Source organism: Agilicoccus flavus (genome assembly GCF_014857905.1).
Taxonomy (GTDB): Bacteria; Actinomycetota; Actinomycetes; order Actinomycetales; family Dermatophilaceae; genus Agilicoccus; species Agilicoccus flavus.
The window spans coordinates 213,360-229,297 of record NZ_JACYXE010000001.1 but is presented as its reverse complement, the minus strand read 5'-3'; the positions used below and the strand labels follow the sequence as shown (position 1 = coordinate 229,297).

Genomic DNA, 15,938 nt, shown 5'->3' with positions numbered 1-15,938 from the left:
CTGGATCCGTAGGCTGCGGGCATGAGCGATGCGATCGTGCCCGAGGCCGCCGACCCGACGACGTGGTCCGCACGGCGGCTCACGCGGGCGCTGCGGGAGCGGGAGATCTCGGCCACCGAGGCCCTCGACGCGCACCTCGCCCGGATCGAGACGATCAACCTGGCCCTCAACGCCGTCGTCGTGCTCGACGTCGAGGGGGCCCGCCGCCGCGCGGGCGAGGCCGACGAGCTCGCGGCACGGGTCGAGGACCCCGCCCAGCTCCCTCCCCTGCACGGCCTGCCCATGACGCACAAGGACACCCACCTCGTGGCGGGGATCCGCTCGACGTCCGGGTCCGCCGTCGCCGACCATGTGCCGACCGCCGACGACCTCGTCGTCGCCCGCCTGCGCGCCGCCGGCGCCAACAGCACGGGCAAGAACAACGTGCCGGAGTTCGCGGCCGGCTCGCACACCTTCAACGAGCTCTTCGGCGCCACGGGCAACGCGTTCGACCCGGGCCTGTCGGCGGGCGGGTCGAGCGGCGGCGCGGCCGTTGCCGTCGCCACCCGGATGCAGGCGCTCGCCGACGGCAGCGACATGGGCGGGTCCCTGCGCAACCCCGCCGCGTTCAACGGGGTCGTCGGCTTCCGCCCGTCCGTCGGCGTCGTGCCGGTCGCGCCCACCCGCAACGCGTGGGCGTGGCTCTCGCGCACGGGGCCCATCGCCCGCGACGTCGCGGACATCGCCCTCGCCATGACGGTCCTCGCCGGCCCCGACCCGGCCGTCGCGTACCCGTGCCCGGTCTCCGGCGCCGAGTTCGCGCCCCTCCTGCGCGGCGCCGGAGACCCGGGGAGCGCCCCGCTGGCCGGCGTGCGCGTCGGGCTCACCCTCGACTTCGGCCTCGGGGTGCCCGTCGAGCCCGAGATCCGGGCGCTCGTGCGGGCCCAGGCCGACGTCCTCTCGGACCTCGGCGCGCACGTCGAGGAGTCGTGCCCGAGCCTGCGTCTCGCGGACGAGGTGTTCGACGTCACCCGCGCGTTCGACATGGCGCTGTCGCTGCGGGAGCTCGTCGCGCGGCACGGCGAGGCCGTCAAGGCCGACATCCACTGGAACGTCGAGCGCGGGCTCGCCCTGTCGGCCGGTGACCTCATGGACGCCGCCGTCGCCCGGACCCGGCTGCGGTCGCGCGTCGACGCGTGGTTCGAGACCCACGACGCGCTCCTCGCGCCGACGACGCAGGTCATGCCGTTCCCGACGCAGCTGCGCTACCCCGAGCAGGTCGACGGCGTGCCGATGACCTCGTACGTCGACTGGATGCGCTCGTGCACGCTCGTGTCGGCGATGGGCGGCCCGGCCGTGTCGATGCCCGGCGGGTTCGTGGGCGGCCTCCCGGTGGGGGTGCAGTTCGTCGGTCCGCACGGCGGCGACGTCCGTCTCCTGCGCACCGCCCAGGCCTACGAGCGGGCCACCGGCCACGCCGCCGTCCTGCCCCCGCTGCTCGGGCACTGACGCGGCCGGCCGGCGGCCGACCCGCGGCCGGCGGGCCGATCAGGCCCGGTCGGTCATCTCGGTCCCGGCGTCCTTCTGCGCCGCCTCCTTGCGTGCGGCGCGGAAGGCGCCGACGACGATGAACACGAGGATCGCGCCGGTGAGGTACCAGGAGTACCTGGCGAACTCGTCGAGCAGGCGCACGGCGGGCTCGCCGATGCGCCACCCGAGGTAGAGGTACAGCGACTGCAGCACGAGCGCCCAGAGCACGTCGAGGGCGAGGAAGCGCCGCAGGGACGTGCCGGAGGTGCCGAGGATCGCGTACACGATGGGCGAGGGCACCGGCACGAACGGGATGAACGTGAGGAGCATCGCGAGGACGTCGTACTTGCGCGTGATGGCCTCGGCCCGCTTCGCCCGCTTGGCCGCCTTCTCCCCGGGCCCGACGAGGCTCGCGACGAACCAGTCGCCCCACAGCTTGCCGGCCCACCAGAAGATCCAGTGGAACTTCACGAGGCTGAGGGTGCCGATGACGAGGGCGACCGGCCACCAGCCGTGCCCCGTCGCCGCCAGCGCGCCGCTCGCGACCATGCCCGTTCGCGACCCCGTCAGCGCCACGAGGGCGAGCGGTTCCATGCCGAGGATGACCGGCCGCAACGGCAGCATGACGAGGCTGAACGCGGTGATGAACGCGAGCAGCGATCCGCAGATCTTGTCGGCCCGCCCGAACTGGGTCCCCTCCGGCCACAGGGTCTTCGGGCGCTCGGGCGTCGCCGCGCTCGCTCCCCCCGGCCCGGACGTGGTCCCCTGGTCCGCAGAGACCGGCGTGGTCGGCCCGGTCGGCGGGTCCTGCTCCGATCCGTCGGACGGGAGCGGGCGCGCTGGCGTCTGGTCGTCGCTGGTCACCCCTCCACGGTAGGGGGCGCCGCCGGTGCGACATGCCGCGCCGCGGGATCGGCGCCGAGCCGAGATACGAGACGGGCGCGGCACGGGTGGCCGGGACGGGCCCGGCCGGGCCGGAGGCCGGTGGGGCCCGCCTCGATCGGGGTGCGGTAGGAACGAGGCATGAGTCTCCCGGAGCGCCTGCGCCCGCCCGTCCGCCCGATCGCGAACGCCGCCAACGTGATCGCGGGGGAGCACCACCGGATCACGGTCCTCGACGCGGGTCTGCTCCGGCTCGAGTACAGCCCCGACGGCGCGTTCGAGGACCGGGCCTCGCAGACGGCGTGGTTCCGCGACGGCCCCCCGGTCGAGTTCACCGCGACGACCCAGAACGGGACGCTCACCCTCGACACCGAGCGGCTGCACCTCACCTACGACCTCGAGCCGTTCAGCAGCGAGGGCCTGTTCGTGCAGGTCAAGGGCGGGGTGAGCAACTACCACTCGGTGTGGCGGTACGAGCAGCCCGTGGAGGGCAACCTCGGCGGCACGGCCCGCACCCTCGACGAGGTCGACGGCCGGACCCCCCTGGAGCCGGGCGTGCTGTCGCGGATGGGCGTGACCGTCCACGACGATTCCGCCTCGCTGCTGCTCACCGACGACGGGTGGCTCGCGCCGCGCGAGCCCGGCCGCCTCGACCTCTACGTCTTCGCCTACGGCCGCGACTACGACGCGGCGCTGCGCGCGTTCTTCGCCCTCACCGGCAGCCAGCCTGTCGTGCCCCGCTTCGCGCTGGGCAACTGGTGGAGCCGCTACCACCCGTACGATGACGTCGAATACCTCGAGCTGCTCGACCGCTTCGAGGCCGCGCGCCTCCCGTTCTCGGTCGCCGTCATCGACATGGACTGGCACCTCGTCGACGTCGACCCGCGCTTCGGCAGCGGCTGGACCGGCTACTCGTGGAACCGCGACCTCTTCACCGACCCGCCCGCGTTCCTGCGTCAGGTGCACGAGCGCGGCCTCGCGGTCACCCTCAACGTGCACCCCGCCGACGGCGTCCGCGCCTTCGAGGACGCCTACCCCGACGCCGCCGCCGCCATGGGCATCGACCCGGCCACGCAGGCGCCCGTCGCGTTCGACCCCGCCGACCCGCGCTTCCTGACGACCTACCTCGAGGCGGTCCACCACCCGCGCGAGGAGGAGGGCGTCGACTTCTGGTGGGTCGACTGGCAGTCCGGCCCGTTCAGCGCGATGCGGGGGTTGGATCCGCTGTGGATCCTCAACCACCTGCACTTCCTCGACTCCGGCCGGGCCGACGCGCCGCGCGGGCCGCGCCGGCCGCTGACGTTCAGCCGGTACGCCGGCGTCGGCAGCCACCGGTACCCGATCGGGTTCTCCGGCGACAGCGTCATCAGCTGGGCGTCGCTCGCGTTCCAGCCCGAGTTCACGGCGACCGCCGCGAACGTCGGCTACGGCTGGTGGAGCCACGACGTCGGCGGGCACATGTTCGGGATCAGCGACGACGAGCTCGCGACCCGCTGGGTCCAGCTCGGCGTGTTCTCGCCGATCATGCGGCTGCACTCGAGCAACGACCCCTTCACCGCCAAGGAACCGTGGCGGTTCGGCGCCGCCGCCGAGCGCGTCATGGGCGCCCATCTCCGGCTGCGGCACCGGCTCGTGCCCTACCTGCACACGATGAACCGGCGTGCCCACGAGGACGGCCGTTCCCTCGTCCGGCCGATGTACCACGACCACCCGCACGCCGACGCGGCCTACGACGTCCCGAACGAGTACGCGTTCGGCGACGACCTCGTCGTGGCCCCCGTGACGTCCCCCGCGCGGCCGGCCTCGCGCACCGGCGCGGTGGACGCGTGGATCCCGCCGGGCGATCACGTCGACCTGTTCACCGGACTCGGCTACGCCGGGGGAGAGGTCGGCCGCCGCGCCCGCCTGCACCGCACCCTCGACCAGATCCCCGTCCTCGCCCCGGCGGGCACCGTGCTGCCGCTGGCCGGGCACGGCGACGAGGCCGTGGGGGTCCAGGTGCCCGATCGGCTCGACGTGCTCGTGGTGGCCGGGGCCTGCGGGTCCTTCACCCTCGCCGAGGACGCCGACGACGACGCCTGGTCGACCACCGAGCTGACCTGGGACGAACTGGCCGCGGAGGTGGTGATCGGCGCCGCCTCGGGCGCCTCGTCGGCGCTGCCGACGGAGCGCACGTGGCGGGTCGTGCTCGTGGGGTTCGGCCCCGTCGAGGCGGTGGAGGTCGACGGCCGGCGCCTCGACGTGACACCCGCCGGGGCCGGATCACCGCGGGGCGCCGTCGCCGCGACGCTGCCGGCCGCGCCGGCCCGGGAGCCGCGCCGGGTGCGGGTCCTCGGCGAGGTGGGGCTCGCCCCGAACGACATCGACTCCCGCTGCCTGGAGGTGCTGGCGGCGGCGCAGATGTCCGTCCCCGACAAGGCCGCCGCCCGGGAGGCGCTGCTCACCTGCCCGCGCCGCGCCGACGCGCTCCTGCCACTGCGCACGCTGGACCTGCCCGAGGACGTCCTCGGCGCCCTCACCGAGATCCTCCTCGCGCGCTGACGACCCGAACGTCGCGCGAGGCCCGCCGACGCGGCCCACGCCCCTCCGCGTGGGCCGTGTCGACGGGCCTCCCGGTCCTCAGGCGGGCCGGGCGTGGGCCCGGCGGACGGCGCCCGGGCGCGGCGAGCGACGCTCGCCGGACTCGCCGACGAACGCGCGGAACTCGACGTCGCCGGCGGACACCGGCTCGGCGCGGCGGGGCCGCCCGAGCGTGTCCCCGAGGATCCGCACGTCGCGGCCGTTCTCGGCCGAGGCGCACGTGACGACGTCGCCGGCGCGCAGGTCGGCGTCGATGTCGTGCACGATCACCGCGAGGAACGGCCGGGTGCGCATGGTCTTCTGGTAGCCGATCCAGCGCGAGTGGTGCGGATCGTCGCGGGCGACGTCGTCGGCGGTGCAGGGCTGCCCGACGGTCGCTCCGCAGATGCGGCACGGCACCCGCTGGGCGAGTCCGTGCGGTCCGAGGACGAGCCGCGGGGAGGGTGCGGCTCCGACGATCGGTGTGGCGACGCTCATGGTCGTCCTTCCGTAGGTGGTCGTCAGATACAGGCGACCCGCCCCCGTTCACGGGCCGCTGTTACTTCCTACCGGCCGGTCACCCACCAGCGGACCCCGTGCGGGCATGGGTTCGGTCAAGAAGAGTCAAGGTTTGGTCAAGAGCCTTCTGTCGCCGCTCGGCGTTCTCTGTCGCGCTCACTGCGGCTCGCACGCTCGCCTCCGTTCGCCGCTTGGTCCCTTCTGTCGCGCTCACTGCGGCTCGCACGCTCGCTCCGTTCGCCGCTTGGTCCCTTCTGTCGCGCTCACTGCGGCTCGCGAGCTCGCCTGCGTTCGCCGCTCGGTCGCGGCTCGGCGGAGCCGGTCAGGGCCGCCCGCCGGTACGCGGCGGGCGTCTGGCCCGCGAGCCGCGCGAAGGTGCGTGAGAACGCCGCCTGATCGTAGAAACCGCAGGCCAGGGCCACCTCGGCGAGCGGATCGTCGCCGCGCAGCAACTCCCGGGCCCGGTCGATGCGCGCCGTGAGGACGAGCTGCCCGGGCGTGCGCCGGAACGCCCGCCGCACCCGGCGCTCGAGGGTGTCGACGCTGCAGCCGGCCACGGCCGCGAGATCCGGGACGCGGATCGTCTCGCCGAGGTGGTCGTCGATGTGCTCGACGACCCGGGTCAGCGCGTGCATCGCCTCCTCGTCGCCCGAGCCGAGGTCCTGCGACAGCGAGACGAGACCGATGACGGGGGGCGGGCCGGGCGGCCTCCGTCGATCCTGCCGGGTCTCCGCGTCGGCGGGGCCGCGCAGCGGCACCTTGGCGGTCAGGTACCAGCGGGGGCTCCCGCCGGGCGGGGCGATGAGCTCGAGCTCGTTGCGCAGAGTGGCGCCCGTCCGCAGGACGAGGTCGTCCTGCTCCTCGTAGCGGGCGGCGAGCTCGGGGACGAACAGCTCCGAGGCGCTGCGCCCGAGCACCGCCCGCGCCGACGACTCGTTGGTCCGGCGCACGAACGTCGGGTTGACCGCCACGTACCGGCCGTCGGCGTCCTTGACGCAGAACATCGTCGTCGTCAGCTCGTCCACGAGCGTGAGCATCGCCTCGGGCAACGCGGCCCGCAGCGCCGGGGTGAACGCGCTGCCCGCGTCGCGCCGTGCCATGTGGTCAGGCTCCCACGGCGCCGGCGCGCCCGGCCGGGTGGACTCCGGGCGGGAGGGTGCGACCGCCCGCCCCCGGTCCGGGAAACGGCCCCGCGGACGCGCCCGTCTTGACCGGTCCCCGCGGGCCCGATGCGGCGAATCACCAAGACGGGCGTCCCGGTCGGGTCGGATACTGGGCGCATGAACGACGCCACCCCGAGCCCCAGCGACGCGGCCACGGCCGTGCACCCGCCCGCCGACCCGGACGCGACCGGCGCGGCCGCCCTCGCCCCGTTCGTGGAGGAGGCCGTCCGCCTCGCCCGGCACTGGGCCGACGAGACCGATCGCGGCCAGACCCCGTCCGAGCGGCAGACGACCGGCCAGCTCGCCGCGCTCGTGCGCGACCCCGCCGGCCTCGACCTCGCCGTCCACTTCGTCGACAAGGTCGCCCGCCCCGAGGACACGGGCGTGGCCGCGAAGGAACTCGGCCGGATGTCGACGGCGAACGCGTCGAGCTTCCTCGGCCCGATCGACAAGGCGATGCTCGGGCTGGGTTCCTTCGTCGCGACCCTCGCGCCGCCGGTCGTCGTGCCGCTGGCCCGCAAGCGGCTCCGCCAGATCATCGGCCACCTCGTCGTCGACGCGAACGACCCCGCCCTCGGCCGCCACCTCGCGAAGGCGCGCGCGGAGGGCTTCCGCCTCAACGTCAACCTCCTCGGCGAGGCCGTCCTCGGCGAGGCCGAGGCGAGCTCGCGCACGCGGCGCGTCGACGAGATGCTCGCGCGCGAGGACGTCGACTACGTGTCGATCAAGGTGAGCTCGCTCGTCTCCCAGGTCAACCCGTGGGACCACGACGGCACCGTCGAGCGCTGCCTCGACCGGCTGCGGCCCCTCTACCGCACGGCGATGGCGACGACCCCGCACTCCTTCGTCAACCTCGACATGGAGGAGTACAAGGACCTCGACCTCACGACCGACCTGTTCATGCGGCTGCTGAGCGAGGAGGAGTTCATCGGCCTCGAGGCCGGGATCGTCCTCCAGGCCTACCTGCCCGACGCGCTGCCGGCGATGGAGCGGCTCGTCGCCTTCGCGCGCGAGCGCCGGGCGAACGGTGGCGCCCCCATCAAGATCCGCCTCGTCAAGGGCGCCAACCTCGCGATGGAGAAGGTCGAGGCCGCCGTCCACGGCTGGACCCCGGCCCCCTACTCGAGCAAGGCCGAGGTCGACGCGAACTACGTCCGCTGCGTCGAGCGGGCCACCCGCTCCGACGCGATGGGCGACGGCGAGCCGGCCGTCCGACTCGGCGTCGCGAGCCACAACCTCTTCGACGTCGCGCTGGCCTTCCTCCTCGCCCGGTCCCGCGGCGTGCTCGACCACATCGACATCGAGATGCTCCAGGGCATGGCCCCGGCGCAGGCCCGCGCCATCAAGGCCGAGGTCGGCACGGTGCTGCTCTACACCCCCGTCGTCGCGCCCGAGGACTTCGACGTCGCCGTCAGCTACCTCATCCGCCGCCTCGAGGAGAACTCGAGCCCCGAGAACTTCCTCCACGCGATCTTCAGCGACGGCGCAGGTCACGGCGCAGGTCACGGCGCCGGGCACGACCCGATGGACGAGCAGGAGCGCCGGTTCCGCGACTCGGTCGAGCAGGTCGACTCGACGTCGGTGGGTGCGCGCCGCTGCTTCGAGCGCGCCCCGATCCCCGACGCGTTCGACAACACCCCCGACTCCGACCCGTCGCTGCCGGCCACGCGCGAGTGGGCGCTCGCCGCGCTCGCGGCGCAGCCGGAGCCGCTGACGTCGCCGGTGCTGCGGACCGAGGAGGACGTCGAGGCCGTCGTCGCCCGCGGCCGTGACGCGGCGGCCGGCTGGGCCGCCCGGCCCGCGGCCGAGCGCGCGGCGATCCTGCGCGACGCGGCCCGTGCCCTCGAGGCCCGCCGCGGCGAGCTGCTCACCGTCATGGCCGCCGAGGGCGGCAAGACCCTCGCGCAGTCGGACCCCGAGATCAGCGAGGCGATCGACTTCGCCCGCTACTACGCCGACCGCGCGGGCGAGCTGGAGCCGGGCGGTTCGCTGTTCACCGACGGTGCGGCCTTCCTGCCCGGCCTGCTCACCCTCATCACGCCGCCGTGGAACTTCCCGGTCGCCATCCCCATCGGGGGCGTGCTCGCCGCGCTGGCGGCCGGGTCCGCCGTCGTCATCAAGCCGGCGCCGCCCACCCCCGGGTGCGTCGAGGTCGCCGTCGCCGCCCTCCACGACGCCGGGGTGCCGCGGGAGGTCCTGCAGGTCGTCCGCGTCGACGAGAACGAGGCCGGTCGGGCGCTCGTCGCCCACCCGGCCGTCGAGACCGTCGTGCTCACCGGGGCGAGCGACACCGCACGCCTCTTCGCGGGTTGGCGCGTCGAGCACCCGGCCGGACCCCGCGTCTACGGCGAGACGAGCGGGAAGAACGCCCTCATCGTCACCCCGGCGGCCGACCTCGACCTCGCCGCCGCCGACCTGCTCAACTCGGCGTTCGGGCACGCGGGGCAGAAGTGCTCCGCGGCGTCGCTCGGCATCCTCGTCGGCTCCGTCGGGCGCAGCGAGCGTTTCCGCCGCCAGCTCGTCGACGCCGTGCGGTCCCTGAAGGTGGGCTGGCCCCACGACGTGTCCTCGACGATGGGGCCGGTCATCGAGCCCCCCGGCGACAAGCTGCGCCGCGCCCTGACGACCCTCGAGCCGGGCGAGAGCTGGCTCGTCGAGCCGCAGCAGCTCGACGAGTCGGGTCGGCTGTGGAGCCCCGGCCTCAAGGAGGGCGTCGCGCCCGGATCGTTCTTCCACCTCACCGAGGTGTTCGGTCCGGTGCTCGGGCTCATGCGGGCCGACACCCTCGACGAGGCGATCGAGCTGCAGAACGCCACGGCCTACGGGCTCACGGGCGGACTGCACAGCCTCGACCCCGACGAGATCGAGCGGTGGAGTGAGCGGGTCGAGGTGGGCAACGCCTACATCAACCGGCACATCACCGGCGCGATCGTGCGCCGGCAGAGCTTCGGCGGCTGGAAGGCGTCCGTCGTGGGCCCCGGCGCCAAGGCCGGTGGACCCAACTACGTCGCCCAGCTCGGTACGTGGGCGCCGGAGGGGCTGCCGACGCGGCTGGCCGAGCCCGGCGACGAGGTCCGCGAGGGCCTGCGCACCCTGCTCGCCCTGCTGCCCGACCGGACCGAACGGACGTGGCTGCGTGCCGCCGCCGGCTCCGACGCGTTCGCGTGGGACACCGAGTTCTCCCGGGAGCGCGACGAGTCGGCGCTCGTCGTCGAGACGAACGTCTTCCGCTACCGGCCCATGCCCCTCGTCTGGGTGCGCCCGACCGGCGACGCCCGCCCGGTGGAGGTGTTCCGGCTCCTGCTCGGCGGCCTCGCCGCCGGCGTCGACGTGCGGCTCTCGCTCACCCCGCAGATGAGCGCGGAGCTCAAGGCCCGCCGCACCGAGAACGCCGAGATCGACGAGGCGCTGCGCTTCGTCGCCCGGTTCGTCGACCGCGCCGAGACCGACGACGACTTCGTCGCGCGCATCGAACGCGCTCAGGTCGCGGGGCGGATCCGCCTCGTCGGCGCCGACACCCGCCTGCAGCGGGTGCTCGCCGAGGAGGCGGCCCGCGGCGACATCACGGTCCTCGACGGCCCGGTGCTCGCCACCGGCCGCCGCGAGCTGCTGACGTTCCTGCGCGAGCAGGCCGTGAGCCGGACGATCCACCGCTTCGGCGTCATGCCCTCGCAGTCCTCCGGCGGCGCCCACTGAGGCGCCGACCTCGAGGTGGCGGCTCGCCCGGCGTCAGCGCCGGGCGAGCCCGTCGAGGGCGTCGTCCAGGGTCGCCGCGACGACGAGGTCGTCGAGGGTGTCCGGCCCGACGAAGCCCGCGTCGACCATCCGCACGAGCATGGCCCGCAGCGGCGCCCAGAAGCCGCCGACGTCGAGCAGCCCGACGGGCTTGTCGCCGTAGAGGTCCAGGGTGCGCCAGGTCCACAGCTCGAAGAACTCCTCGAGCGTGCCGAGGCCGCCGGGCAGGGTGAGGGAGGCGTCCGCCAGCCGGGCCATCTCGGCCTTGCGCTCGTGCATCGTGTCGACGACGCACAGCTGGACCCCGGGCGCCCGCAGGGCCCACTCGCGCTCGACCATGAACCGCGGGATGACGCCGACGACCTCGCCCCCCGCCTCCAGGGTGCCGTGGGCAACAGCGCCCATGAGGCCCCGACCCCCGCCGCCGTAGACGAGCGTGACCCCCCGGGCCGCCAGCGCGGCCCCCACGTCCCGGGCGGCGTCGAGCAGGGCGGGCTCGTGCCCGTCGCGGGACGAGGCGAAGACGGCGAGGCTGGAGATCACCCCGGTCAGCGTAGAGCGCGCCCGAGTTTCACGACAACTGCACTGCCATCGGCGCCTCGCGCCGCATCTGCGCAGGTCGCCGACGAGGACGCGTCCATCGGCAGTGCAGTTGTCGTGGAAACCCCGACCCTGGTCAGGTGCCGGCGGGGCGGTCGCGGGCCCGCGAGGCGGGCCTGGGTCAGTCGGAACCGAAGAGGTCGCGGGTGTAGACCTTCTCCGCGACGTGGGCGAGGTCGTCACTGCGGCGGTTGGCGATGATGACGTCGCACCGGCGCGTGAACTCGTCGAAGTCGCGGACGACCTCGGAGTGGAAGAACTCGTCGCCCTCGAGGGCCGGTTCGTACACGAGGACGGGCACGCCCTTCGCCTTGATCCGCTTCATGATCCCCTGGATGGAGGACGACCGGAAGTTGTCGGAACCCGTCTTCATCGTCAGCCGGTAGATGCCGACGGTCTCGGGCCGCCGGGCGAGGACGTCGTCGGCGATGAAGTCCTTGCGCGTCGTGTTCGAGTCGACGATCGCGCGGATGAGGGTCTGAGGGACGACGTCGTAGTTGGCGAGCAGCTGCTTGGTGTCCTTGGGCAGGCAGTACCCGCCGTAGCCGAAGCTCGGGTTGTTGTAGTGCGAGCCGATGCGCGGGTCGAGCCCGACGCCGTCGATGATCTCGCGGGTGTCGAGGCCGTGGGTCGCGGCGTACGTGTCCAGCTCGTTGAAGTACGAGACCCGCATGGCCAGATAGGTGTTGGCGAACAGCTTGATCGCCTCCGCCTCGGTCGCGCCGGTGAGCAGCACCTGGGTGTCGGGGTCGAGCGAGCCCTCGCGCAGGAGGTCGGCGACGACCTGCGCCCGCGGCCCCCCGCCGCCGACGACGATGCGGCTCGGGTGCAGGTTGTCGTAGAGGGCGCGGCCCTCGCGCAGGAACTCCGGGGAGAAGAGGATCTCCTGCTCCGGGTGCGCCGACCGCACGGCGTCGGTGTACCCGACGGGGATCGTCGACTTGACGACGATCGTCGCGGCGGGGTTGACCTCGCAGACCGTCGCGATGACGGCGTCGACGCTGCTCGTGTCGAAGAAGTTGAGGTTCTCGTCGTAGTTCGTCGGCGTCGCGACGAAGACCACCTCGGCGTCGGCATAGGCGGCGCGGGCGTCGGTCGTCGCCGACAGCGAGAGCTCGCGGGTGGCGAGGTAGTCCTCCAGCTCGGTGTCGACGATGGGGGCGCGGCCCGCGTTGACGAGGTCCACCCGGGCCTCGTCGACGTCGACGGCCACGACGTCGTGATGTTGGGCCAGGATGACGGCGTTGGCGAGTCCGACGTAACCCAGTCCGGCGACGGCAATCTTCATGCGGCCAAGCCTACGGGGGCTCGCGAGGCCGTCCGAACGGCCCGCCGTGACACCGGGATTCGAGGGATCACCGCCGCGGGCGAGGCTCGCCGACCCCTCACCGCCCGATCGTCTCCGGCACGTCGCGGGACCACAGCACGAGGACGAACTCGATGTCGGTGTGCGTGACGAGCCGCGTCCAGCCCGCGCCGACGAGGTGGTCGTTGAGCTCCCGCTGGGCCGCGGCCCCGGAGAGGTGGGCGTCCTCGGGTCGCGGCGCCCAGTGCACGGCGAGCACGTCGGCGCTGGGGGCGCAGGCGGCGGCGATGCGCCGGTGGGACGCGGCCCGCTGCTCGGACGAGAGGTAGTAGAGGACCTCGCTGACGACGACGAGGTCGGCGGTGCTCGGCGGGACCGCCGCGGGCGCGTCCGGCAGGGCGCTGTGCTCGACGACGACCTCCTCGCATCCGGCCACGGTCGCGGCCGTCAGCTCGCACGCGCGCGCCGAGGCGTCGGAGGCGACGACCCGCTCGCAGCGCGATGCGAGCGCCGCCGCGAGGTCGCCGGTGCCGCAGGCCGTGTCCCACGCCTGGCGGTAACGGGGCCGGCGCAGCGTGGCGAGAACGAGGTCGATCTTGCGCCGCTCGTACCAGCTCCGTGCCACGTCCCAGGGGTCGGGGTCGGACGCGTAGAGCGCGTCGAAGTCGGGGGTCGTGCCGCTGCTGCCCACCCGCGCAGTCTGGCAGAGCGCGCCGGGCGCGCGCCGAGCGCGGACGCCCGCGCCCGTCGCGTCACGCGCGGCCGGCCCGCGACCTCGGCGGCTCACCCGGGCACCGGCGGGGCGAGCTCGCTCCGCGGGTCGGCGAACGGGAGAGGGCCGCCCGCGATACGGTCGACGCCCTCCGCGGGTCGGGGCGCACGGGTGCCGCCGCGGGTCGTGCGACGGCACGGTCGCAGGGGTCGGCGCGCGGCCCCGGCGTCCCGCCCCGCCACGGGTCGGCGCCGAGTCCGCCTGTCCGGGGAGCGGGCCGGCCCGGCGGGGCCCCGACGTGGTCGGCCGGCGGCCCGCCCGGCTGACCGATCGGCCACCCCCGATCCCGAGACCTGGACGCAGACTGGGCACCGCCCGGGCGCTTCGCTATGGTCTGCGTCACAGTCGACCCGGGAGAAGACAATGACGTTCGACCACCGCGGCTTCGTGCGCACCCCCGAGCGCGCCGACGGCGTCCTCGACCTCACGCCCGCCCTGCCCCAGTCGTCGGCCGACGAGTCGCCGGCCGACACCCGGGCCGGGGACGGGACGCGCAGCGTCCGGCTGCCGCACGAGCTGTTCTCGGTGCGCGAGGCCCGCACGATCCTCGTGACCGACCTGGCCGCCCGCAGCATCTCGGTGGCCGTCGTCGAGGAGGCCGAGTCGGTCGTCGCGGAGCTCGTCGCCAACGCCGTGCGGCACGCCCGCCCGCTCGCCGACGGCTGCGTGCGCATCCGCTGGAAGGTGAAGAACGGCCTCGTCGAGGTCGAGGTGCGCGACGGCGGCGGCGTGACGACCCCGCGCCCGCTCCGCTCCTCCCCGTGGGCCGTCAACGGACGCGGGCTGCGCATCGTGCGCAGCCTCGCCCACGAGTGGGGCGTGCAGGACGAGGCCAACGGGCGCACGGTGTGGGCCGCGCTCGGCGGACCCTCGAGGCGCCGCACCGGCTGACGGCCGTCCCAGGGCGGACGGCCGACGCCCGCCCGGTACCCGGCCGACGCCCGCCCGGTACCCGGCCGATACGGACGCGTCGCGGCCGGGCCACACGCAGGCCGTAGGCTGCTGGGCCATGGGCAAGGCATCGCGTCGTCAGAGGAAGGCCGAGCAGGCCACCGCATCCACGAGCGCCCCGGCGCCCCGTCCGGCCCCGTTCGTCGCGCGCCCCTTCGAGGGGCTGCCCGGCGAGACGGAATGGGTGGCGCTGCGCGAGATCGTCCCGGCCGCCACGGGCACCGTCACGGTCCGGGCCGACGTCGCGGGCGGGGTTCCTCCCGAGGCCCTGGAGGTCACCGTCGCGTCGATCCTGCCGCTCGCCTGGCCGGGGCTGCACCGCGCCGACGGCACGCGGTTCGTCGGCCTGCAGACGCACGGGCACTCCGGCGACGCGAGCCGCGACGTCGCGCAGGCCCTGCTCGCCGTCCTGGCCGCGGAGCCCGGCGGTCCGGTCGTGCCGCCCACCCCGACCACGGCGGACACGCCCCGCCTGCAGGACATCCTCGACCCGGACGCCCCGTTCACCCCGTCCGTGCACGACGGGTTCGACTTCTGGGTGGCCGACGGGGCGAGCCTCGACGCCGAGGCCACGGCCTCGCTCGCCGAGGCGAACGAGTCGATCATCCCGACGGTGCAGCTCGCCGCCGCGCCGTCGGCGTACTGGTGCCGCGTCGGCGACCGCACCCACCTGCGCTGGATCCTGCCGCACGACGAGGACGCCGCCACGGACGCGCTCGCTCGCCTCCACGCCGACGGGCTGCTCGGTGAGGCCGCGATGGGCCCCGGCACCCGCTTCCTGGGCGCGTTCCGCGCGTGCGGTCTGCTCGCGCCGGTCTGGGACCTCGACCCCGCGCTCGAGGCCGACGCCTACGAGGACGCGCTCGCCGCGTTCGTGCCCCGCTTCGACGCGGCCCTCGCCGAAGAGGCCCCGCTGTCGCCCGAGGCGCGGCGTTCGAAGGCGGGCATCATGTCGCGCCAGCTCACGCTGCGATGAGCCCCACCGGCACGCGGATGCGCCGCATCGGCTTCCTCGGCCCGGCGGGCACGTTCACCGAGGCCGCCCTGCGCACGCGCCCGGAGGCGGCCGGCGCCGAGTGCGTCCCGTACCCCAGCGTGGACGCCGCGTTCGCGGCCGTGCGGGCGGGCCGTCTCGACGCGTGCCTCGTCGCCATCGAGAACTCCGTCGAGGGGTCGGTGACCGCCACCCTCGATTCCCTCGCGCGCGGCGACGTCCTCGAACTCGTCGGCGAGACGCTGTTGCCGATCACGTTCGTGCTCGCGGCGCGGCCCGGCACCTCGTGGTCGGAGATCGGCGCGGTCGCGTGCCACAGCCACGCCTGGGCCCAGGTGCGCGGCTGGATGGCCGAGCACCTGCCCGAGGCGGGGTTCGTGCCCGCGCTGTCGAACGCGGCGGCCGCCGTCGACCTCGCGCGGTCCGGGGCGGCCGCGGGGACGCACACCGGGGCGTTCCAGGCGGCGGTGTGTCCCCGGATCGCCGCGGAGCGCAACGGGCTGGCGATCCTCGCCGAGGACATCGGCGACAACCCCGACGCCGTCACCCGCTTCGTCCTCGTCGCGCGCCCCGGGCACCTGCCGGAGCGCACCGGCGCCGACAAGACGACCGTCGTCCTCTTCCAGGAGCACGACCGGCCCGGTGCCCTGCTCGAGATGCTCGAGCAGTTCTCGTCGCGCGGCATCAACATGACGCGCCTCGAGTCCCGCCCCACGGGCGAGAGCCTCGGCCGGTACTGCTTCTCCATCGACTTCGAGGGGCACGTGAGCGACAGCCGGGTGGGGGAGGCCCTCGTCGGCCTCCACCGCGTGTGCGCCGACGTGCGCTTCCTCGGCTCCTACCCCCGGGCGGACGGCGTCGGCCCCACGGTGAAGGCGCACCACGAGGACGAGGCGTACGAGCGCTCGACGGCCTGGCTCGAGCGACTCCGGGGCGGCCTCGACTGAC

At 74.6% G+C, this 15,938-nt stretch carries 12 protein-coding genes; 6 read left to right on the top strand and 6 right to left on the bottom strand.

The window, feature by feature from the left end; all coding sequences use genetic code 11:
* Positions 1–21: 21 nt before the first annotated feature.
* Positions 22–1,488, top strand: coding sequence for an amidase (locus tag ICW24_RS00965; RefSeq protein WP_226343845.1), 1,467 nt, complete (start codon positions 22–24; stop codon positions 1,486–1,488).
* A 39-nt stretch (positions 1,489–1,527) separates the two neighbouring features.
* On the opposite strand, the gene ICW24_RS00960 is transcribed toward ICW24_RS00965, so the two are convergent.
* Positions 1,528–2,373: a hypothetical protein gene (locus ICW24_RS00960; protein WP_226343844.1), complete on the bottom strand. Its 846-nt coding sequence runs from the start codon at positions 2,371–2,373 to the stop codon at positions 1,528–1,530.
* A gap of 159 nt (positions 2,374–2,532) precedes the next feature.
* Here ICW24_RS00960 and ICW24_RS00955 point away from each other — a divergent pair, with 159 nt between their 5' ends.
* A complete protein-coding gene (locus tag ICW24_RS00955; protein WP_226343843.1) occupies positions 2,533–4,932 on the top strand; it encodes a glycoside hydrolase family 31 protein in 2,400 nt (799 codons plus the stop codon).
* 78 nt (positions 4,933–5,010) lie between these two features.
* Here ICW24_RS00955 and ICW24_RS00950 read toward each other — a convergent pair whose 3' ends face one another.
* Both ICW24_RS00950 and ICW24_RS00945 read right to left on the bottom strand, forming a co-directional pair.
* Positions 5,011–5,448: a zinc finger domain-containing protein gene (locus ICW24_RS00950; RefSeq protein ID WP_226343842.1), complete on the bottom strand. Its 438-nt coding sequence runs from the start codon at positions 5,446–5,448 to the stop codon at positions 5,011–5,013.
* A gap of 284 nt (positions 5,449–5,732) precedes the next feature.
* Positions 5,733–6,569, bottom strand: a complete 837-nt coding sequence (locus tag ICW24_RS00945) for an AraC family transcriptional regulator (RefSeq protein WP_226343841.1) — start codon at positions 6,567–6,569, stop codon at positions 5,733–5,735.
* A gap of 180 nt (positions 6,570–6,749) precedes the next feature.
* Here ICW24_RS00945 and ICW24_RS00940 point away from each other — a divergent pair, with 180 nt between their 5' ends.
* Complete coding sequence (locus ICW24_RS00940) at positions 6,750–10,328, top strand: proline dehydrogenase family protein (protein ID WP_226343840.1); 3,579 nt, start codon at positions 6,750–6,752, stop codon at positions 10,326–10,328.
* Positions 10,329–10,361: 33 nt separating this feature from the next.
* Here the strand turns inward: ICW24_RS00940 and ICW24_RS00935 are convergent, their stop codons facing one another.
* The 3 genes from ICW24_RS00935 to ICW24_RS19500 form a co-directional block, all read right to left on the bottom strand.
* Positions 10,362–10,910 carry an LOG family protein gene (locus ICW24_RS00935; RefSeq protein WP_226343839.1) on the bottom strand — a complete coding sequence of 183 codons (549 nt, stop codon included), beginning with the start codon at positions 10,908–10,910 and terminating at the stop codon, positions 10,362–10,364.
* 178 nt (positions 10,911–11,088) lie between these two features.
* Positions 11,089–12,255, bottom strand: a complete 1,167-nt coding sequence (locus tag ICW24_RS00930; RefSeq protein ID WP_226343838.1) for a nucleotide sugar dehydrogenase — start codon at positions 12,253–12,255, stop codon at positions 11,089–11,091.
* A gap of 97 nt (positions 12,256–12,352) precedes the next feature.
* Positions 12,353–12,964: a class I SAM-dependent methyltransferase gene (locus tag ICW24_RS19500; RefSeq protein WP_226343837.1), complete on the bottom strand. Its 612-nt coding sequence runs from the start codon at positions 12,962–12,964 to the stop codon at positions 12,353–12,355.
* 444 nt (positions 12,965–13,408) lie between these two features.
* Between ICW24_RS19500 and ICW24_RS00920 the strand changes: the two genes are divergently transcribed.
* The 3 genes from ICW24_RS00920 to pheA all read left to right on the top strand — a co-directional run bounded on the left by ICW24_RS00920 (position 13,409) and on the right by pheA (position 15,937).
* Positions 13,409–13,936 (top strand): ATP-binding protein, encoded by a 528-nt coding sequence (locus tag ICW24_RS00920; RefSeq protein WP_226343836.1) that lies wholly within the window; start codon positions 13,409–13,411, stop codon positions 13,934–13,936.
* Between the two features lie 118 nt (positions 13,937–14,054).
* Complete coding sequence (locus ICW24_RS00915) at positions 14,055–14,972, top strand: DUF5926 family protein (RefSeq protein WP_226343835.1); 918 nt, start codon at positions 14,055–14,057, stop codon at positions 14,970–14,972.
* A complete protein-coding gene (gene pheA, locus ICW24_RS00910; RefSeq protein WP_226343834.1) occupies positions 14,969–15,937 on the top strand; it encodes a prephenate dehydratase in 969 nt (322 codons plus the stop codon). The genes ICW24_RS00915 and pheA overlap by 4 nt, the downstream gene beginning before the upstream one ends.
* The last annotated feature ends 1 nt before the right edge of the window (position 15,938 follow it).